At 69.0% G+C, this 19,418-nt stretch carries 16 protein-coding genes; 7 read left to right on the top strand and 9 right to left on the bottom strand.

Annotation, left to right across the window (positions count from 1 at the left end):
- Positions 1 to 5: 5 nt before the first annotated feature.
- From ACFQZV_RS03200 to purM, 3 genes are read right to left on the bottom strand one after another with little or no spacing between them, the layout of a single operon-like run.
- Complete coding sequence (locus ACFQZV_RS03200; protein ID WP_378754012.1) at positions 6 to 1,235, bottom strand: MFS transporter; 1,230 nt, start codon at positions 1,233 to 1,235, stop codon at positions 6 to 8.
- A gap of 29 nt (positions 1,236 to 1,264) precedes the next feature.
- Positions 1,265 to 2,725: an amidophosphoribosyltransferase gene (purF, locus tag ACFQZV_RS03195; protein ID WP_378754010.1), complete on the bottom strand. Its 1,461-nt coding sequence runs from the start codon at positions 2,723 to 2,725 to the stop codon at positions 1,265 to 1,267.
- A 5-nt stretch (positions 2,726 to 2,730) separates the two neighbouring features.
- Entirely contained in the window at positions 2,731 to 3,864 is a 1,134-nt protein-coding gene (gene purM, locus ACFQZV_RS03190; RefSeq protein WP_378754038.1) for a phosphoribosylformylglycinamidine cyclo-ligase, read from the bottom strand.
- A 75-nt stretch (positions 3,865 to 3,939) separates the two neighbouring features.
- Between purM and ACFQZV_RS03185 the strand changes: the two genes are divergently transcribed.
- On the top strand, positions 3,940 to 4,551 hold the full coding sequence (locus ACFQZV_RS03185; protein ID WP_378754008.1) for a zinc-binding alcohol dehydrogenase: 612 nt from the start codon (positions 3,940 to 3,942) through the stop codon (positions 4,549 to 4,551).
- 136 nt (positions 4,552 to 4,687) lie between these two features.
- Here ACFQZV_RS03185 and ACFQZV_RS03180 read toward each other — a convergent pair whose 3' ends face one another.
- The 3 genes from ACFQZV_RS03180 to ACFQZV_RS03170 all read right to left on the bottom strand — a co-directional run bounded on the left by ACFQZV_RS03180 (position 4,688) and on the right by ACFQZV_RS03170 (position 9,243).
- The gene (locus tag ACFQZV_RS03180; protein ID WP_378754006.1) at positions 4,688 to 5,041 is read right to left on the bottom strand and encodes a SpoIIAA family protein; all 354 of its coding nucleotides are present in this window, start codon (positions 5,039 to 5,041) and stop codon (positions 4,688 to 4,690) included.
- Positions 5,042 to 5,066: 25 nt separating this feature from the next.
- Positions 5,067 to 5,414 carry a potassium transporter Trk gene (locus ACFQZV_RS03175; RefSeq protein WP_378754004.1) on the bottom strand — a complete coding sequence of 116 codons (348 nt, stop codon included), beginning with the start codon at positions 5,412 to 5,414 and terminating at the stop codon, positions 5,067 to 5,069.
- 241 nt (positions 5,415 to 5,655) lie between these two features.
- Entirely contained in the window at positions 5,656 to 9,243 is a 3,588-nt protein-coding gene (locus tag ACFQZV_RS03170; protein ID WP_378752636.1) for an HtaA domain-containing protein, read from the bottom strand.
- A gap of 168 nt (positions 9,244 to 9,411) precedes the next feature.
- Here ACFQZV_RS03170 and ACFQZV_RS03165 point away from each other — a divergent pair, with 168 nt between their 5' ends.
- The 3 genes from ACFQZV_RS03165 to ACFQZV_RS03155 are packed head-to-tail and all read left to right on the top strand — an operon-like array spanning position 9,412 to position 12,421.
- On the top strand, positions 9,412 to 10,566 hold the full coding sequence (locus ACFQZV_RS03165) for a heme/hemin ABC transporter substrate-binding protein (protein ID WP_378752634.1): 1,155 nt from the start codon (positions 9,412 to 9,414) through the stop codon (positions 10,564 to 10,566).
- The gene (locus ACFQZV_RS03160) at positions 10,563 to 11,636 is read left to right on the top strand and encodes a FecCD family ABC transporter permease (RefSeq protein WP_378752632.1); all 1,074 of its coding nucleotides are present in this window, start codon (positions 10,563 to 10,565) and stop codon (positions 11,634 to 11,636) included. Before ACFQZV_RS03165 ends, ACFQZV_RS03160 begins: the two co-directional genes overlap by 4 nt.
- Complete coding sequence (locus ACFQZV_RS03155) at positions 11,633 to 12,421, top strand: heme ABC transporter ATP-binding protein (RefSeq protein WP_378752630.1); 789 nt, start codon at positions 11,633 to 11,635, stop codon at positions 12,419 to 12,421. Before ACFQZV_RS03160 ends, ACFQZV_RS03155 begins: the two co-directional genes overlap by 4 nt.
- 466 nt (positions 12,422 to 12,887) lie before the next feature.
- Here the strand turns inward: ACFQZV_RS03155 and ACFQZV_RS03150 are convergent, their stop codons facing one another.
- Positions 12,888 to 13,244, bottom strand: coding sequence for a sterol carrier family protein (locus tag ACFQZV_RS03150; RefSeq protein WP_378752628.1), 357 nt, complete (start codon positions 13,242 to 13,244; stop codon positions 12,888 to 12,890).
- Positions 13,245 to 13,297: 53 nt separating this feature from the next.
- Between ACFQZV_RS03150 and purD the strand changes: the two genes are divergently transcribed.
- The 3 genes from purD (at position 13,298) to ACFQZV_RS03135 (ending at position 17,182) form a co-directional block, all read left to right on the top strand.
- Complete coding sequence (gene purD, locus ACFQZV_RS03145) at positions 13,298 to 14,575, top strand: phosphoribosylamine--glycine ligase (protein WP_378752626.1); 1,278 nt, start codon at positions 13,298 to 13,300, stop codon at positions 14,573 to 14,575.
- Positions 14,576 to 14,817: 242 nt separating this feature from the next.
- Positions 14,818 to 15,744: a phosphoribosylaminoimidazolesuccinocarboxamide synthase gene (locus tag ACFQZV_RS03140; protein ID WP_378752624.1), complete on the top strand. Its 927-nt coding sequence runs from the start codon at positions 14,818 to 14,820 to the stop codon at positions 15,742 to 15,744.
- Between the two features lie 91 nt (positions 15,745 to 15,835).
- Positions 15,836 to 17,182, top strand: coding sequence for a uracil-xanthine permease family protein (locus ACFQZV_RS03135; protein ID WP_378752622.1), 1,347 nt, complete (start codon positions 15,836 to 15,838; stop codon positions 17,180 to 17,182).
- Between the two features lie 45 nt (positions 17,183 to 17,227).
- Here the strand turns inward: ACFQZV_RS03135 and ACFQZV_RS03130 are convergent, their stop codons facing one another.
- Positions 17,228 to 18,010 carry an RNA polymerase sigma factor gene (locus tag ACFQZV_RS03130; RefSeq protein WP_378752620.1) on the bottom strand — a complete coding sequence of 261 codons (783 nt, stop codon included), beginning with the start codon at positions 18,008 to 18,010 and terminating at the stop codon, positions 17,228 to 17,230.
- A 365-nt stretch (positions 18,011 to 18,375) separates the two neighbouring features.
- On the bottom strand, positions 18,376 to 19,389 hold the full coding sequence (locus ACFQZV_RS03125; RefSeq protein WP_378752618.1) for a LacI family DNA-binding transcriptional regulator: 1,014 nt from the start codon (positions 19,387 to 19,389) through the stop codon (positions 18,376 to 18,378).
- Positions 19,390 to 19,418 lie beyond the last annotated feature (29 nt).

The raw sequence follows: 19,418 nt of genomic DNA, 5'->3' as shown, positions 1-19,418 counted from the left end.
GCGAGTCACCATGCGCCGTGGCGGCGCTCCCACTCGTCCTCGATGGTGTGCGGTCGCGCAGCGACGAACGCCGCCGGGATCGCGGCGGCGATGACCGCCCCGAGCACGAGGAGGGGCACCGTCCACTGCGCGGTCGCGTCGTGGATGAGGCCGATGCCGAACGGGAACACCGCGACGATCGCGTACCCGATGCTCTGAACGAATCCGCTGAGGGCCACCGACCCCTGGTGCGTGCGGGTGCGCAGACCCAGCAGTACGAGCGTCAGGGGGAACAGCAGCGGCGCGATTCCGAGGAGGGCGACCCAGAGCGCGGGAGCGGCGGTCGGCGCGACGAGTAGCCCGGCGACTCCGGCCAGGCCCGCGACCACCGCGACGGCGAAGAGCGCACGCGTCGCGTTGGCGCGGACGACCAGAAGCGGCACGAGAAGGGATGCGGGAAGCCCCATCCCTGCGAAGAGCGACAGCAACACGCCCGCGGTCGCCGCGCTGACGCCTGCCACATCGGTGAGGATCTGCGGAAGCCAAGCGAACGACGAGTACGCGATGGTGCCCGAGACGGCGAAGGCGACCACGAGAGCCCAGGCGAGCGGCAACCGCCAGAGACGCCCGAAGACTCGAGGGTTCGCGGTCTCGATCTCCTCGACCGGCGCGGTGCGGCTGCGCATCCACAGGACGAGCCACGGGATCATCGCGACCGCCGCGAACACCGCCCACACGCCGACGGACAGACGCCACGAGGTGTCTTCCGCGAGGGGTACGGCGATCAGCGGCGGTATGAGAGTCGAGATCGCCAGCATCGTCGAGTACAGGCTCGTCATGAGCCCGATGCGGTCGGGAAAGTACTTCTTGACGATCGGCGGGAGCAGGATGTTCCCGACGCCGACGGCGGCGAAAATCAGCGTCGTGGACAGCAACAGGGTCACGGCGTCGACCGAGAACGCCCGGGCGGTCAACCCGAGCGTCGCGGCGATCATCGCGATCATCGCGAGGCGTTCCAGACCGAGCTTGCGCTCCATCAGCGGCGTGACGATGCCGAAGACGGCGAAGCACACCGGCGGGGCGGTGCCGATCAGCCCCACGATCGCCGGGGCCACGCTGAAGTCCTCGCCGATCGCGCCGAGCACGGGCGACAGCGATGCGACCGCGCTGCGCAACGAGAACGCGACGACGAAGACGCCGATCAGTGCGACGATACGCCCGCGCCACAACGAACGGGACCGCGGGGTGGTACTCACCGATCAAGCTTAGGGCCCGAACGACGGCGTCAGCTCTCCTGGGACCCTTCGACCCACGCGAGATATTCCTCCGATACGGTGCCGGTGATGTAGCGCCCGTCGAAGCAGCTCATGTCGAGGTCGTCGAGATCCGAGCCCTCCAGGATCGCCGCCTTGAGGTCCTCGACCTCTTGGTAGACCATGTAGTCCGCACCGAGCTCCTCGGCGATCTCGGGAATCGTGCGCCCGTGCGCTACGAGCTCATGACGCGAGGGCATGTTGATGCCGTACACGTGCGGGTAGCGCACCGGAGGCGCAGCCGACGCGAACGTCACCGAGGTGGCCCCGGCATCCCGCGCCATCTGGATGATCTCCTTCGACGTCGTCCCCCGCACGATCGAGTCGTCGATGAGCAAGACGTTCTTGCCCTTGAACTCGCTCGACATCGCATTGAGCTTCTGCCGCACGCTCTTCTTGCGCACCGCTTGCCCCGGCATGATGAACGTCCGTCCGACGTAGCGGTTCTTGTAGAAGCCCTCGCGATACTCGATCCCGAGCTTGCGGGCGACCTGCATCGCTGCGGGTCGGGACGAATCGGGAATCGGCATGACGACGTCGATCGCACCCGACGGTGTGTACTTGGCGATCGTGTCGGCCAGTCGCTCGCCCATGCGCAGCCGCGCCTCATAGACCGAGATGCCGTTCATCACCGAGTCGGGTCGTGCAAGGTACACGTACTCGAACGAGCAGGGCACGAGCCGCGGGTCGGGCGCGCACTGGCGGGTATGGAGCTTTCCGTCGAGGTCGACGAAGACGGCTTCACCGGGCAGCAGATCGCGCACGATCTCGAACCCGCCGTTCTCGAGCACAAGGGATTCGCTGGTCACGATCCACTCGTACGAGCCATCCTCTGCCGGACGCGTGCCGAGGATGAGCGGACGGATGCCGAACGGGTCGCGGAACGCGAGCAGCCCATACCCCGCGATGAGCGCGATCGCCGCGTACGACCCCTCGACGCGCTCGTGGACGCGTGCCACCGCGTCGAAGATCTCGGCCGGCTCGAGCTCGACACCCGAGATCGACGACTGCAGTTCATTGGCGAGCACGTTGACGAGCAGTTCGGTGTCGCTCGTCGTGTTGAGGTGGCGCCGGTCCTTGTGGAACAGCTCTGTCGTCAGTTCACGCGTGTTGGTGAGATTGCCGTTGTGCACCAGCACGATGCCGTACGGCGCGTTGACGTAGAACGGCTGAGCCTCTTCTTCGTTCGACGCGGCGCCCTTGGTCGCGTAGCGCACGTGCCCGAGCCCGAGGTTGCCGAGCAGCGCCCGCATGTCGCGTGTGCGGAACGCCTCGCGCACCTGACCGCGCTCCTTGTGCACGTGGAAGACACCGCTCGGCTCGGCGGTGGCGATACCGGTCGAATCCTGACCGCGATGCTGAAGCAATAGGAGAGCATCGTAGATCTCCTGGTTGACGGGCCCGCGGCCCATCATCCCGACGATTCCGCACATGGGTGTTAACGGGCTCCCGCGTTGAAGGTTCCGACGAGGCGGACGGCGCCGCCGTCGACACCCTTCGCCCCCTGTTCGAAGTCGCCGTCTGGGCGACCTGCGGTGCGGACGACACCCACCGGCCACGTGTCGATCCCGTCGCGAATGAGCGCGGATGCCGCGGACTCCGCGTGGTCGGCATCGACGACGGCGACGAATCCCACGCCGAGGTTCCAGGTGCCCTCGGTGGCGGTCAGCTCGAGACCGCCCAGATCGGCAAGCACCTGGAAGACAGGCGGGGGCATCCACGTCGAACGATCGACATCCACCCACGCGTCCGCAGGAAGCACGCGCGCGAGGTTCGCCGCGATCCCACCCCCCGTGACGTGACTGAGTGCGTGGACGTGCCCCGACATCTCGGCGGCGAGGCGCAGGAGCGGCGTCGTGTACAGGCGTGTCGGCTCGAGAAGCGCTTCTCCCCATGTGGTGCCCCGGGTACCGAGGTCGGCGGCGACGTCACCGTACTGCAGACCCGCTCCGGCGACGATATGACGCACGAGCGAGTAGCCGTTCGAGTGCAACCCGCTCGAGGCGAGCGCGAGCACGACGTCGCCGTCGCGCACGCGATCGGCACCGAGCACGGCATCCGCTTCGACCACACCCGTCGCCGCACCGGCCACGTCGTAGTCGTTCGGTCCCAACAGTCCCGGATGCTCGGCGGTTTCGCCGCCGACGAGCGCCGTGCCCGTCTCGGCACATCCCGCCGCGATGCCGCGGACGACGTCGGCGATGCGCTCGGGAACGACCTTGCCGCAGGCGATGTAGTCGGTCATGAACAGCGGCTTCGCGCCGACCACGACGATGTCGTCGACCACCATGCCGACCAGGTCCAGCCCGATGGTGTCGTGCTTGTCGATCGCCTGCGCGATGGCGACCTTCGTCCCGACACCGTCGGTGCTCGTCGCCAGGAGCGGTCGGGTGTACTCACGCAGCGCACCGGCGTCGAACAGGCCCGCGAACCCGCCGAAACCGCCGAGCACTTCGGGGCCGTGCGTACGCCGCACGGCCGACTTCATGAGTTCGACAGCGAGATCGCCGGCAACGGTATCGACCCCGGCTGCGGCGTATGGATTGGTGGAGGGGGTGACCACGTCGACCAGCCTACCGGCGGCGGACGGCACTCGATGCCGCCGCGCACTCTCGAGGCGGCGCGGGAGCGGTCCTACAATGACGGCATGGCCGCAGGAGGGGCACCCGAATGGCTGATCCGCGAAGACGCGGGTCAGTCTGTTCTTCTCGCGCTCTACCTGAGACAGGTGCTCGGCATCCGCGGACCGAACGAGCTTCCGTCGCTGCGGGGCGTGCCCGCAGTGACCGCCCAACGCACCGAGGGGACGCAGAACGCCCTTGAGCGGCAGTGGCTTTCCCATTGGGAGATGACGGTCGAGCCGCAGGCGCATCCGTCACCTGTACCGCTCGATCTCGTCGACGGTTTCGGCACCCACCTGGCGCTTCCCATCGAAGGGTTCGACGAGCTACGGGCGGCGGCCCTCCCGTTCGGCGAGCAGGCCTCGGCATTCGCGGAGGCGGCGCACGAGCGGTATCGCCGCGACGCAACGGCCGCCGGCGGCAGCGCCTATCGCGCGTACGCGAGCGCGATCGCCGAGCATGAACGCACGGTGGGCCGCCGGGCGCACTCGTTCGAGTTGAACGTTCAGATCCTGCCGCTCGCCCAGCGGGGCGTGTGGTGGATCGGTGACCTCACGATCGCCGTGACCGACGGGCTGAGGGGAGACATCGCGGCATTCGACGCCGCGATCCACCCGATCATCGCCGACCTGGCGTGATCGACTCCGGCCTCACTCGCGCGTCACCCACACGGCCGACCGGGCGTGATCGACTCCGACCTTGCTGGAGCCTCACCCTCACGGCCGACCTGGCGTGAGCGCCGCCGACTCGGCCAGCGCGGCGCGAGTGGCCCCGTCAGGAGGCAAGCCAGGCGAACGCGTCACCTTCGGCGTGGAAGAACGAGGCTTCCTTCGCGTAGAACGGGGTGCTGAGGTGCGCGAGCCACTCTTCCCACTTCTTGTCTCCGACGATCGCGAGCTTGTCGATCTTGGAGTGGAGGGTGTGCCCGAAGTGCAGATCAGCTCCCCACGCGCTCACTCGCTCCCAGCGGAATCCGGTCAGGTCGAGCATGAGCCGAACCCTGCCGTGCTCTTCGACCGCCTTCTCGACGGCCGGGGTGAGGACCTCGTAGTCCTCTTTGGTGATGTCGCCGGTGACGACGAATCCGAGGACGTTGCCGCTGGACTTCTCCGAGAGCGCGATGGTCATGACTGTCCTTTCATCGGGGGAGTGTTCAGTCGTCGGTGTGGACGGTCTCGTGGTCGACCGTGACATCGTGCGCCCGCCGGGATGACCGCCGGTCGAGCACGACGGCGATGGTGCCGCCGAGGGCGAGACCGACCGCGATGCAGATGAGGGCGAGGAAGCCGAAGACCTGCAGGGGCGAGTAGACCAGTCCTGTGTTGGGGCTCTCGCCGGCGGTGCCCTGGAAGGCGAACGTGAGGATCAACGCGGCGAGGATGCCGACCCCGGCGCCGACGACGAGAAACACCGAGAACTTCGGTGCCCGCCGCATCCGAACGACCTCGATGCGGTCACTCGTACGCGGTGCGGGTTCGGGCTGCTGCCCCTGGTCGGCCATGTCGACCATTGTCCCACTCTGCGCGTCCGGGCGGGCACGGGGTGCCGGGCCGCCGTTGCCGAGGCACGGAGACGACCGGATGCCGCGGCATCCGCTCGCCGTCGTGTGTACGACCACGGGCGGGCTCACCCAGCGCCCCGTGCACGACCGCGGGGCGCCGGGGCGACGCGCCGGGGAGGGGTGACTCCCACCGGCGCGTCGCCGTACCGGCCCGCAGTTGTGCACACTGCGGGCGGATACGTCAGACCCCGTCGGGTCCGTGCGCGCTGCGGCGGCGGGCGATGACGATCCAGGTCGCCGCCGCCACCACGAGCACGAGGGCGATTCCACCGACCGCCCACGGCCACACCGGAGAAGACTCCGATGCCGCCGTCGCCTCAGGCTCCGCCGCCTCCGGCTGAGCCACCGGCTCCTCCTCGACCACCGGGGCCGTGACGCCGCAGTCCGCCTCGACCGGCACGACCGCCGAAACTGGGTCGAGTGCTTCGCCGGGTGCGTAGGTTCCGAAGGCGGCGGCACCGGCATCCGTCAGCGTCGTCGGCAACGCGTCGAGGACGAGGTTCCCGTCGACGAGCTCGAGATCCGGAACGGCGAACTCCGCGAAGCGCACGTCGTCCTGGTCGACGCTGTCGCCGCCCTGCGTCTCTCCGACGATGTCGAACACCACGTATCCGGTGTCACCGTCGAGCTCGATCCGTGCGTCCGAGAACGTGGTGTCCAGCGCTCCGGAGTGACCCGTGAACCGCACGGTGCCGCCGTAGGCGACGAGCCCCGTCTGCGTCTCGGGGTCGATGTTGCCCCGGCCGCCGGTCCAGACGAAGTCGGGGTACTCGTACACGACCTCCGTCAGTTCCCAGCCACCGGCGGCGATGCCCTCGATGTAGGTGCGGAACGACTCCTTGAACCCCCAGTTCAGGCTCGCGTCCTCGACCACACACGACCCGATCGTTGCCTGCCTGGCGAGGGTGAACCGCACGCCGCGGTCGACCGACCCCTGGAAGGTGAGCGTGTGCTCGCCGTCCGCAAGCGATGCCGGCAACGATCCCGTCCACGTCGCGACACCGGAGGCGTCGGCGGTGACCTCGTCGAGCACGACAGGGGTCGAGTAGACGACGACCAGGACGCCCTCTTCGTTCGCTTCGAATCCGGATGCCGAGACCGTGACGCGACGTCCCTCTTCCAGAGCCTCGCGGGTGTCGGAGTCGAGATCGATCCCCGTCGTCGCCGGGGGCGTGTCGGGCAGCGTCGTCGCCGGGGCCGCGGGTGTCGCGGCCGCCTGCGCGACCGTGCCCGTCGATCCCGAAGGGGCGAACCCGGCCGAGCCGACCGTGAAGGTCACCGGGTCGAGTGACGTACCGTACCCCTGGAACACCTGGCTGCGTCCCGCCGAGGTGAGCGTCGCCGGTGCAGCCGTGAACGTAACCGCGCCGCCGTTCGTCGTCCGTGCCGCGGCGCCCAGATCCAGCGTCGCGAAGTGGACCCGCGCGCCTCCACTGGTCACGTACAGCGCCGCCGACGACGGCGAGGTCGCCCGGATCTCGGGGTTGGCGACCGAGACATCGAGGATGCCGCCGTGACCGGAGAACCTCACCGCACCCCGGTAGGTCACCGAGCCCGTCCCCCGCTGTGCGTCGAAGGTCGACCCGACAGCCTGACCGAACTGGAAGACCCCGTTCGACCGCGTCGCACCTCCCGACACCGCGATGCTCCCCTTGGCGATACCGCCCGTGACGTAGTTCGAGAAGCTCGACGAGATGGCCCAGCGCATCGAGCCGCTGGCAGCAGCCGGAGGCGTCGCGGGCTCCTCGGGGTCGGTCGGGTCAGTCGGGTCGGTCGGATCAACCGGGTCGACGGGGAAGACGGTGTTCCAGTCGTCGGCGGTGATCGGGGCATCCGCCCGCGCATACATCGTCGACGCATCCGGGTTGCTGTGCTGCTTCCACACGATCACCTCATACGTCTTCGACCGATCCAGATCCTCCGGCGCCGCCGTCAAGGAGAAACTCGTCTCCCCACCCACGATCACCGGGAACGGCATCGCGAACGCCGCATACCCCCCGCCCATACCGACAGAAGACTCCGAACCCTTCTCGATCAACGCCGCATACGCACCCGAGACATCCCCCAGACCCGAACCCTCGACCTCAAGCGACACCCCACCCTCAGCACTCACACCCGACACCGACACCACCAACTCCGGCTCGGGGGTGATGGCCAGGCGAACAGCGACTTCCTGGTCGGCGTTGGACACGCCGCTGGCGCCGTAGGTGAACACGCCGTAGCTTCCATCGTCGACCAGTGTCGACGTCTCGGTCACCGTCAACGTCGTCGAGAACGATCCGTCCTCCGACAACGGGGCCCACTGGCCACGGATCGCGCCCTGGTACCGATCGGGAACCTGTTCCAAGACCCCCTCGGCGAGCGCCCACATCTGCGAGCCCACCTGGCGCGCCGACGAGGCGGCGCCCTGCGAGGGCTGCCACGTCTCGGCGAAGTGGCCGAACACCACGTACGTGCCCTGCGGCAGCGTTGCGGGAATCGGCGCCCCTCGACCGCCGACGTTCGCCGCCGGGTCGAATCCCGTACCGCTCACGACCAGCGTCTCACCGACGGTGACGCCTCCCGAAACCGGAGTCACTCCGTCTTCGCGGAAGACCTCCACGGCCGGCTCGAAGACAGGAGCGGGGAAGACGGTGTTCCAGTCGTCGGCGGTGATCGGGGCATCCGCCCGCGCATACATCGTCGACGCATCCGGGTTGCTGTGCTGCTTCCACACGATCACCTCATACGTCTTCGACCGATCCAGATCCTCCGGCGCCGCCGTCAAGGAGAAACTCGTCTCCCCATCCACGATCACCGGGAACGGCATCGCGAACGCCGCATACCCCCCGCCCATACCGACAGAAGACTCCGAACCCTTCTCGATCAACGCCGCATACGCACCCGAGACATCCCCCAGACCCGAACCCTCGACCTCAAGCGACACCCCACCCTCAGCACTCACACCCGACACCGACACCACCAACTCCGCGACCGGCTCGGTCGGTTCTTCCGGCTCGGCCGGCGCGGTGATCGTGTACGCGAGCGCTGCGGACGTCGACGCGGCGAACGCTGCGGCGTCGGTCGGCGTGAACGATGCGGTGACCGAAACGGTCGACGCGGCGGCGACGCTGGTGGTGACGGTCTCCCCGACCACGGCGCTGCCCACGGATGCCCCGTCGACGAAGTATTCGACGGTTCCCGATGCGGCCGGCTCGACGGTCGCGCCAAGGGTGAAAATCTCCCCCGCAACGCTTCCGGCGGCGGGATCGACCGTCACCGTCGTCGTCGTGGAGGTGGGATCCGGTGCGGGCGGGAAGACGGCATCCCATTGGTCTCCCGAGACCGCGACGACCCCGCGACCGTAAATCGTCGTCGCATCGGGGTTCGAGTGCTGTTGCCAGATGATCACCTCGTAGACCGTTGCGCGATCCAACGAGGCCGCCGGTGCGGTGAGCGTGAACGACGCCGCCCCGTCACTGATCGCGGGGAACGGCATGGCGAACGCGGCGTATCCGCCGCCCCCGCTGACGTTCGCTTCCGCGCCCTGCGCGATGAGAGCGGCATATGCCGACGAAGCCTCGCCCAATCCCGTCGCCGACACCTGAACGGTGAGCCCATCGGTGGTCGCCGACGTGACCGTTCCCGTGACCGAAGACCCTTCGACTGCGGTCGCCGGCGGCGCGACGAACGCGCCCGCGAGGACGAGGAAGAAGGTCAGGAGTGACGCGACGACCGCGGTGATGCGCGGGTGCGCGGGCGTCGAAGCTGCTGTGGGCTGGATGTTCACGGTTCTCCGGGACCCGACGTGGCGCGCACACGCCAAGCCGGTGCATCGATGCGATCGGGTGGACGAGCGTCAGGTCGAGATTGGCCAATGAGGTTTGCCTAACCTAAGCTCGCTCTGACCGTACGACACCCCGCGGTCGATCGTCAAGCTAGAGGTAAGGCTAACCTAATGCGACTCTCCGCTCGCATCGCAACTCTCGCGATCCTCGCCCTGACGCTCACGGCGTGCGCGCCCGCGGACGCACCTGACGCCCAGCGCGACGACCCCGCCTGCCCGGCGGCGACGAGCGCACTCGTCGAACTCGACCTTGCCCCGGACCCCCGTGCGGTCGAGGGCCCATCCACCGCCTGTCTTTCCTCGTCCGCGATCAGCCCGGTCGACGACGACACCGATCCCGATCTCCCCGTCGACGTCACCGACGCGGAGGGACGGAGCGTCGAGATCAGCGCGGTCGACCGCATCCTTCCCATCGACATTTCCGGCACGATCGCCGCGACCGTCTTCGCCCTCGGCCTCGGCGACCGCGTCGTCGGACGGGACTCCTCGACGGACTTCACCGGCACCGAAGACCTGCCGGTGGTCACGGCCAGCGGTCACACGCTCAATGCCGAAGCGATCCTCGGCCTCGCTCCCGACATCGTGCTCACCGACACGACGATCGGCCCCAAAGAAGTGCGCCAGCAGTTGCGCGATGCCGGCATCGCGGTGGTCGTCGTCTCGTCTGAGCGGCGCCTCGACACCGCCGACGATCTAGTCACCGAAATTGCGAGGGCGCTCGGTGTCCCCTCACGCGGCGCCGCGCTCGTCTCCCGCCAGGCGGCCGAACTGACCGCAGCGCTCGAGGACATCGAGGCGGCCATTCCCGTGGATGCGACGGATCGTCCTCGGATGCTGTTCCTCTATGTCCGCGGCAGCGCGAACGTCTACTACCTGTTCGGCGAAGACTCCGGCGCGGACTCGCTGATCGATGCCGTGGGCGGTGTCGACGTGGCCGAAGAGATCGGCTGGGTCGGCATGAAGCCGCTCACTGCCGAAGCGCTCATCGCCGCTCAGCCGGACGTTCTCGTGATGATGACCGACGGACTCGCCTCCGTCGGCGGTGTCGACGGACTCATCGCGACGATCCCGGCGATCGCGCAGACACCCGCGGGCGAGAACCGTCGCGTCGTCGACATGGCCGACAGCCAGATCCTGAGCTTCGGCCCACGCTCTGCCGAGATCATCCACGCCCTGGCACGGGCCGTTTACGCCCCGGCCGATTCGCCCGCTCCGGCTGACCCACCGGCCGACGGTGACTCGCCCGCTGCGAGCCCCGCGCCGTGACGAGCGAAGTCGTCGTCCCCACCCCCCGACGGCACCGGACCACGCGGTTCGTCGTCGTCCTGGCATCCCTCACCGCAGCGCTCGTGATCACCGTCATCGCCTCGCTCGGGTCGGGCCAGTACCCGCTGGCGCCGAGCGCGGTGATCGGCGTGTTGCTCGACGCGATCGGAATGCCCACCGCCTGGGCGCCGAACGATGAGACCGCCTACGGTGTCCTCCTCAACGTGCGGCTCCCCCGTATCGTCCTCGGTCTGCTCGTCGGCGCCGCGCTGGCCGTCTCAGGTGTCCTGATGCAGGCGATCTTCGGCAATCCGCTGGCCGACGCGGCCGTCGTCGGCGTCTCCTCCGGCGCTGCACTGGGAGCTGCGGCGTCATTGACCTTCGCACTCACGGTCTTCGGTGTCTGGACAACACCCATCCTCGCCTTCGCGGGAGGACTGGTTGCGGTGTTCTCGGTCTACGTGATCAGCCGTTCCGGGGGCCGCACCGAGGTCGTCACGCTCTTGCTCACGGGCATTGCAATCAACGCCATCGCCGGGGCGGGGCTCGCCTTCCTCACCTTCGCCGGCACGACGGCGACACGCGAACAGATCGTGTTCTGGCAACTGGGCAGCCTCAACGGAGCGCTCTGGCAGAACATCGTGCTCGTCGTGCCGCTCGTCGTCGTCGGTATCGCCATCGCCGTCCTCGTCTCACGTCGGCTCGATCTCTTCGCGCTCGGCGAGCGCACCGCCCGCCACCTCGGTGTGCGGGTCGAGGCGCTGCGCATCGTCGTCATCGTCACGGTCGCCTTGTTGGTGTGCGCGGCCGTTGCCTTCGCGGGCATCATCGGCTTCGTCGGGCTCGTCGTGCCGCACCTCATGCGCATGGCGATCGGGCCGGCGCACCTTCCGCTGATGGTGGCGTCAGCGCTCGGCGGGTCGCTCCTCATCGCCGTCGCCGACCTCGTCGCGCGCGCAGCCGTGCCTCTGGCGGACCTTCCGATCGGGATGCTGACCGCGCTGGTGGGCGGACCGTTCTTCCTGTGGCTGCTCGTTCGGACGCGCCGGCGCGCGGGAGGTTGGGGATGAGCGTTCGACTCGAAGCGAGGGGCATCACCGTCGTGCCGGAAGGCGCGCGGCATCCGATTCTCACGAACGCAACGGTGAGCCTTCACGGCGGGGAGGTGCATGCGTTGGTGGGACCGAACGGCGCAGGCAAGTCGACGCTCTTCGGCGTGCTCGCCGGAGACATCCGCCCGACCGAGGGCGACGTCGACCTCGACGAGGCGCCGCTGGGCGACCGCCGCGCGCGCGATCTCGCCCGGGTACGCGCCGTCCTCCTCCAGCAGAACGCCGTGAGCTTCCCCTTCACCGTCACCCAAGTGGTCGAGATGGGGAGGGCGCCCTGGGTGCGCACCGAACACGCGGCGGACGACGACGAGATCGTGCGCCGTGCGCTCACCGACACCGACGTCGCACATCTCGCGCATCGGACGCTGCCGTCGCTGTCGGGGGGTGAGCGCGCCCGGGTCGCCCTCGCGCGCGTCCTCGCCCAGAGCACCGACATCCTGCTGCTCGACGAGCCCACGGCCGCGTTGGACCTGCGCCATCAGGAGGAGGTCCTCGCGATCGCGCGTCGGCGGGCAGCCGACGGGGCCGCGGTCGCCGTCGTCCTCCACGACCTCAACGCGGCCTTGTCGACCGCCGACCGCGTGACCCTCCTCGCGGACGGTCGGACCGTCGCCACCGGCCACCCGGCCGACGTGCTGACCGCCCGCCGGATCGAGGACGTCTACGACCAGCCCGTCGACGTCTTTCCCCACCCGGTCACCGGGGTGCCCGTCGTCACTGCACGACGACCTTCGGGGTCCTGAGGTGGGCGGATGCCGCGGCATCCGCGTCGCCGTGCCATGCACAACCGCGGGGCGCCGGGGCGACACGCCGGGCGCGAGACCCTCCACACCGGCGCGCCGCGGCAGCGGTCCGCAGTTGTGCAACGGGGATCGCAGCGCCGGCCCGCAGTTGTGCCCGGCGGAGGCCGATGAAACCCGTGGCCACGACCCATGACCCATGACCCGAGGTGCCGCAGGTCCGGGATGTCGGCCCGGGTGCGCGAGGCACTTATGCGACCGGATGCCGCGGCATCCGGTCGCCGTCGTGTGTACAACCGCGGGCGTGCACAACCAGCGCCCCGTGCACAACCGCGGGGCGCCGGGGCGACACGCCGGGCGGGAGACCTCCACACCGGCGTGTCGCCGCACCGGCCCGCAGTTGTGCCCGTGAAGGGACGGGTCGGGCGTGGCTGGGGACGGGGTGGGCCAGGGCACCCAGGGCCGTGACCTACGGCCTGAGGGGCAGCAGGTCCGAGATATCGGCGCGGGTCCCCGAGGCACTGATGCGACCGGAGGCTGCGGCATCCGCCCAAGACCGTTCGCCCAGCGCGAGGGCGATCCAGGTCTGGGGGTCGGTCTCGATGACGTTCGGCGGGGTGCCGCGGGTGTGACGCGGGCCCTCGACGACCTGCACCGCGCCGAACGGAGGGACGCGCACCTCCACGCTGTGACCGGGCGCCCTCTCTGCCAGCAGTTGCAGGAGGTACCGCACGGACGTCGCCAGGTCGTTGCGCGCCGGCGCGTCGGCGGAACGCACGGCGGCGAGCGCGGCGCGGCCCGCGTCGGTCGTGATGCGGCGTGGCACACAGCTACGTTACGCCGCCCTCATCGCTCGAACGCGCTCGGTAGGCTGGGCGGGTGAGAATCCTCGTCCTCGGTTCGGGTGCCCGTGAACACGCCATCGTCCTCGCCCTTCGAGCGGAACCGACGGAGCACGAGATCTTCGTCGCCCCCGGCAACGGCGGGATCGCCGCAGATGCGGTCATCGCGACGCTCGACGCGAACGACCCCGCCGCGGTGGCTTCGTACGCCAACGAGCAGTCCATCGACCTCGTGGTGATCGGCCCCGAGGCGCCCCTCGTCGCGGGAGTGGCCGACGCGCTGCGCGAACGCGGCATACCGGTGTTCGGTCCGGGACGTGCGGCGGCGCAGCTGGAGGGCTCGAAGGGCTTCGCGAAGCGGGTGATGGATGCCGCAGGCGTCCCGACCGGCGGCGCGACCCGCGCGCGCACCCTTGCGGAGGTCGAGGCCGCGCTGGATGCGTTCGGCGCACCGCACGTCGTGAAGGCCGACGGTCTGGCCGCGGGCAAGGGCGTGATCGTCACCTCTGACCGCGCCGCCGCGCTCGCCCATGCCGAGACCTACCTGCCCAGTGGACCTGTGCTCATCGAGGAATTCCTCGAGGGGCCCGAGGTATCGCTGTTCTTCTTGAGTGACGGCGACCACGTTGCTCCGCTGAGTCCCGCGCAGGACTTCAAGCGCCTCGCCGACGGCGACGCCGGCCCCAACACCGGCGGCATGGGCGCTTACTCGCCGCTTCCGTGGCTCGCTGACCGCTTCGGCAGCGAGGAGGAATTCGTCGACCTCGTGACGCGCGAGGTGGCCGAGCCGGTCATCCGTCAACTGGATGCCGAGGGAACCCCGTTCATCGGCCTGCTCTACGCCGGACTCATCCTCACAGAGACGGGCGTGAAGGTCATCGAGTTCAACGCCCGCTTCGGGGACCCCGAGACCCAGGTCGTGCTGCCGCGCCTGACCGACCCGCTGTCGACGTTGCTGCTCGCTGCGGCCTCCGGCAACCTCGAAGACCTCGCTCGCCCGACCTTCGCCGATGATGCGGCGGTCACGGTGGTCCTCGCGAGTGAGGGTTACCCCCAATCGCCCATCACGGGGCGCCCTCTCAGCGGACTGGACGATGCCGAAGCCGTCGACGGTGTGCACATCGCCCACGCGGCGACCGCGGCGACCGCCGATGGTCTGGCCGCGACCGGCGGCCGCGTGCTCAGCGTCGTCGGGGTCGGCGACTCGATCGGCGAAGCCCGGAACCGCGCGTACGATGCCCTGCGACGGATCGGGCTCGAAGGCGGCCAGCACCGCACCGATATCGCCGCGGCAGCTGCCGCCGACGAGCGCTGATCGGCGCGACGCAACGGGTCGCCGCATCCGCGGTCGATCACCGATTCTGCGGTCACACGCCACATCGCGGCGGCGTTCCGCAGTGGATCGACCCGAGTCGTGATGTCGTCATCGCGAAGTTCTCGTCATGGCCTGATGCGATTTCCGAGCGGTGGAACCGCGTCCACGCGGAGCTGTTCCGCGACCTCGCCGCCGCAGCCGTCGAGGAGTGACCCGGCGCCGGCATCCGCGATAATGGCCGAATGACGGATGCCGACGCTCCCCTGCAGCTCGACGGCTGGCGCCATGTCTATTCGGGCAAGGTGCGTGACCTGTACGAGCCGCTCCACCCGGAGGCGGCGGGGCGCATGCTCGTGGTCGCCAGCGACCGCGTCAGCGCGTTCGATCACGTGCTCGACCCGGGGATTCCCGGCAAGGGCACACTCCTGACCGCGCTCAGCCTGTGGTGGTTCGACCAGCTCGCCGGCGCGGACGGCGGACGCAGCATCCCGAATCACCTGGCAGCCGACCACGTCCTCGGTGACGACGGTGACCCCGTCTCGCTCATCCCGGCGCACGTCGCCGACCGCGCGATGGTCGTGCGCTCCCTCGACATGCTCCCCATCGAGTGCGTCGTGCGCGGCTACCTCACCGGATCGGGGTGGGCGGAGTACACCGAACTCGGCACGGTGTGCGGCATCGCCCTTCCCGGCGGACTCTCGAACGGCGACCGTCTTCCGGCTCCGATCTTCACCCCGGCCTACAAGGCACCGCTCGGCGCGCACGACGAGAACATCACCTTCGCGCAGACGGTCGAGCTCGTCGGGCCCGAGCGCGCGGAGCAGCTCCGTGACCTATCGCTCGAAATCTACGAGCGGGCGGCGCGCCAGGCCGAGCAGAAGGGCGTGATCCTCGCCGATACCAAGTTCGAGTTCGGGATCGATGCCGAGGGCGTCCTGACGATCGCCGACGAGGTGCTCACGAGCGACTCGAGTCGGTATTGGGATGCGGCGACCTGGCAGAACGGCACGACCCCCGGCGAGCGCATGGCCAGCTTCGACAAGCAGATCGTGCGCAACTGGCTTGCCGAGAACTGGGACAAGCAGGGACAGCCCCCGGCCCTCCCCGACGTCATCGTTCAGCAGACCGCGGCGCGGTATCAGGAGTTGCTCGACCTCCTCGCCGGCTGACGCGACCACGGAGTATCCCCCTCCCGCCGGAGCCCCGCCGCGTCCGCCACTAGGGTGATGCCAGCACCATCCCCGACCGCAAGGAGCGCGAATGCCCACCTGGACCGTGCACGGCAACGGCAGAACCGTCGAACCCGGACAGGTGGTGAAACCCGACGAGCGCCTGAACTGGCCCGCGACGATCGCGATCGGGGCCCAGCATGTCATCGCGATGTTCGGCGCAACGTTCCTCGTTCCGATCCTCACCGGCTTCCCGGTCTCGACCACGTTGCTCTTCTCGGGCGTCGGCACGATCCTCTTCCTGCTCGTCACCCGCAACCGACTCCCCAGCTACCTGGGGTCGTCCTTCGCGTTCATCGCACCGGTCACCGCCGCCACGGCCTCCGCCGGCATGGGGTCGGCGCTCGCGGGTATCGTCGCGGTGGGCGTGCTGCTCGCCGCCGTCGGGTTCATCGTGCAATTCGCCGGACTCGGCTGGGTCGAGAAGCTCATGCCGCCGGTCGTCGCCGGGGCGATCGTCGCACTGATCGGGTTCAACCTCGCGCCGGTGGCGTGGGGAAGCTTCCAGCAGGCGCCGGTCACGGCGACCGTCACCCTCGTCTCCGTCGTGCTGTTCAGCGTGCTGTTCCGCGGCTTCCTCGGACGCATCTCGATCTTCCTCGGAGTGATCGTCGGCTACGTCTTCGCGCTCTTCCGTGAAGAGGTCGACTTCACCGCGGTGAACCAGCTCATCGCCGAAGGCCGCTGGATCGGCCTGCCCACCTTCCACCTCCCCGACTTCGTCTCGCCCGGAACCTGGGGCGTGATCGCGATGTTCCTGCCGGTCGTCCTCGTCCTCATCGCTGAGAACGTCGGCCATGTGCGCGGCGTCGCGACCATGACGGATGCGGCGGTCAACAAGCAGACGGGGCGCGCGCTGATCGCCGATGGCGCTGCCACCGCGCTCGCCGGCTCGTTCGGCGGTTCGGGTACGACGACCTACGGCGAGAACATCGGCGTGATGGCGGCCACCCGCGTCTACTCGACGGCCGCATACTGGGTCGCCGGCATCTTCGCGGTGCTGCTGAGTCTCTCGCCGGTCGTCGGCGAGATCTTCAACTCGATCCCCGCGGGAGTCCTCGGCGGAGTCACCACGGCGCTGTACGGGCTCATCGGCATCATCGGCATCAAGATCTGGGTCGACAACCGGGTCGATTTCTCGCGACCGGTGAACCAATACACGGGAGCGGTGGCGCTCGTCATCGCGATCGCAGGCTTCACGATGCAGTGGGGCGACTTCCAGCTCGGGGCGATCGTGATCGGTTCGGCGGCGGCACTCATCATCTACCACCTCGGCAACGCGATCGCGCGGTGGCGCAAGACCGGCGCCGACGACGGCGGCGCACTTCCCGCCGTCGGACAGCTGGGCGGCGGACCCGAAGAGTCCCCTGTCCGCTGACCGTTCCGCGCCCCGGCGTCGGTGGCGATGCCGGGGCGCGGTGTGTCAGGCAGCGGCCGCCTGCGCCAACGAGTCGTAGGCGCTCCACGCCGTCGCGCATCCGTCGCACGCGCGCACGTGCGCGACCACGACGGGGTTGTCGAGCTGATCGGGCCGGGCGGGCACGGCATCCGGAAGGCGCTTGACGAGCGCGCGGCACTCCGCACCACGCGCGTTGTCATCGATCGCCACCGCGAGGATCGCCCGCCGCAGCCGAAGCTTCGCGCGCCGCAGGAGCGAATACACACTGCCCGGATCGCGCCCGAACTCGGTGGCGACTTCGCCGGTCTTGCGACCGTCGACCGCCGTGGCGAGCAGCACCGTGCGCTGGTCGGCGGGCATCGAGCGCAGGGCGCGACGCAGAAGATCGTACTCACGGTGCCAGTCGGCACGACGGTGTGACGGCGATTGGTCGATCACGGGTTCATCGACGAGCGCGCCGACCCGCGACCGCGGCGATCGCAGCTCGTCGCGCACACGGTTGCGCATCGCCTGCGCGAGATAGGCGGTCACGTAGGTCGTCGGCCCCGTGCCGACGGTCCACTTGTCGAGCACGGTGGCGGCGGCATCCGAGAGCAGGTCCTCGTAGTCCATGATGTCCGACCCGATGGCCCGCGCGATGATGCGCAGCTTCGGCAGATTCCGAGCGAAGTACTCGGATGCCGCGGCCCGATCGCCCGCGTTCGCCAGTGCGGCGAGAACGGACTCGTCGGCATCGCTGAGTGATGCGGAATCGTCGGCTTCGACGACGCGCCCTGTATCGGGCGTGATGTACGCGATGGTGTGCATGCGGATTGATCCCCCTGATGATCCGGCACGATCCGCTGATCGAACCCCCCACGCGACGGCCCCCGCCGTCTGGCTCGAGCCCCCGCTCGTGCCGTGCGCAGAAACGATGACACCACGCGTAGGGGGATGTATGCGGATGAGTACGTCGGAATCACCCGCTCGGATCACCCGCTCTCAACGGGTCGGAGATCGGATGTGACGAGAAGGGCGGGAGAGGGACGGTCTTGGGGTTCCATCCCCCTCCCAGGGACCGCGCTCGAACTCAGGGCGGCACCGAGCAACGGCCTGAGCATCACGGAACGAGACGCTCGATAGTGAGACGTGACGTCGTGACGTATCTGACGCTGACGCGCCGAAGTCGGCCGTCAGACCGAGTCCCGCACCACCAGTTCGGTTTCGAGAATCGTCACGTGATCGGGTTCTCGGCCCGCCAGAAGATCGATGAGCATGCTCGCCATCTGCTCCCCCTGGGCGAACGACGGCTGACGCATCGTCGTGAGGCGCGGCGTGACCGAGGTCGCCACGGGTGAGTCATCGAAGCCGACGATCGCCACGTCGTCAGGAACGCGCAGTCCCGCTGCCGCCAAGACCGCCATCGCTCCCTGAGCCATGAGATCGCTTGCCGCGAAAATCGCGTCGGGGCGCACTCCACTCTCGAGGATCCGCCGCATCGCGATCGTTCCGCCGTCGGCGGTGAACCCCCCGTCTTCGGCGGCGACTTCGGCGAGACCGTGGTCCGCGAGCGCTTCACGGAACCCCTGCACTCGATCGACGCCGGCAGGCATCGTTATCGGGCCTGAGATGGTGGCGATGTGGCGTCGGCCTGACTCGATGAGGTGGATGGTCGCCTCGTACGCACCTCGGCGGTTGTCGACGTCGACGTAATAGTCCCGCTCCCGCTCCCGCACGGGCCGCCCACCGTAGACCACGGGGATGACCGCCGCGATCCGGTCGATGAACGTGTCGCTCGTGTGGTGCGAGACCACGATCGCTCCGTCCACTGCTCCGCTGCGCACGTAGCTCGTGGTCTTGTCGCCGGGGTCATCGCTGGCGATGAAGAGGTTGAGCACGTAGTCCGATCGACTCAACCGCGAGTTGATCCCAGAGACGACGGAGGCGAAGAACGGGTCACCGAAGAACCGGGTGGTGTCCTCGGGCACGATCAGCGCCATCGCGTGCGTCTGGCGGCTGGCCAGCGAGCGCGCCGCACGGTTGGGCACGTAGTTGAGCTCGGCGATCGCCCGCTGCACGGCTTCCAGGGCCGCCGGACTCACCGCCGTGGAGCCGTTCACGACGCGCGAGACGGTCGACCGCGAGACGCCTGCCGTCGCGGCGACCTCCTCGATGGTGACCGTCGTGCGGGTCGCATCCGTCGTCATGCTCGTACCTTTCCGAACGAACCGACCGG

Source organism: Microbacterium koreense (assembly GCF_042677105.1).
Taxonomy (GTDB): Bacteria; Actinomycetota; Actinomycetes; order Actinomycetales; family Microbacteriaceae; genus Microbacterium; species Microbacterium koreense.
The sequence above is the reverse complement of the archived record's forward strand: the minus strand, read 5'-3'. Positions and strand labels throughout refer to the sequence as shown.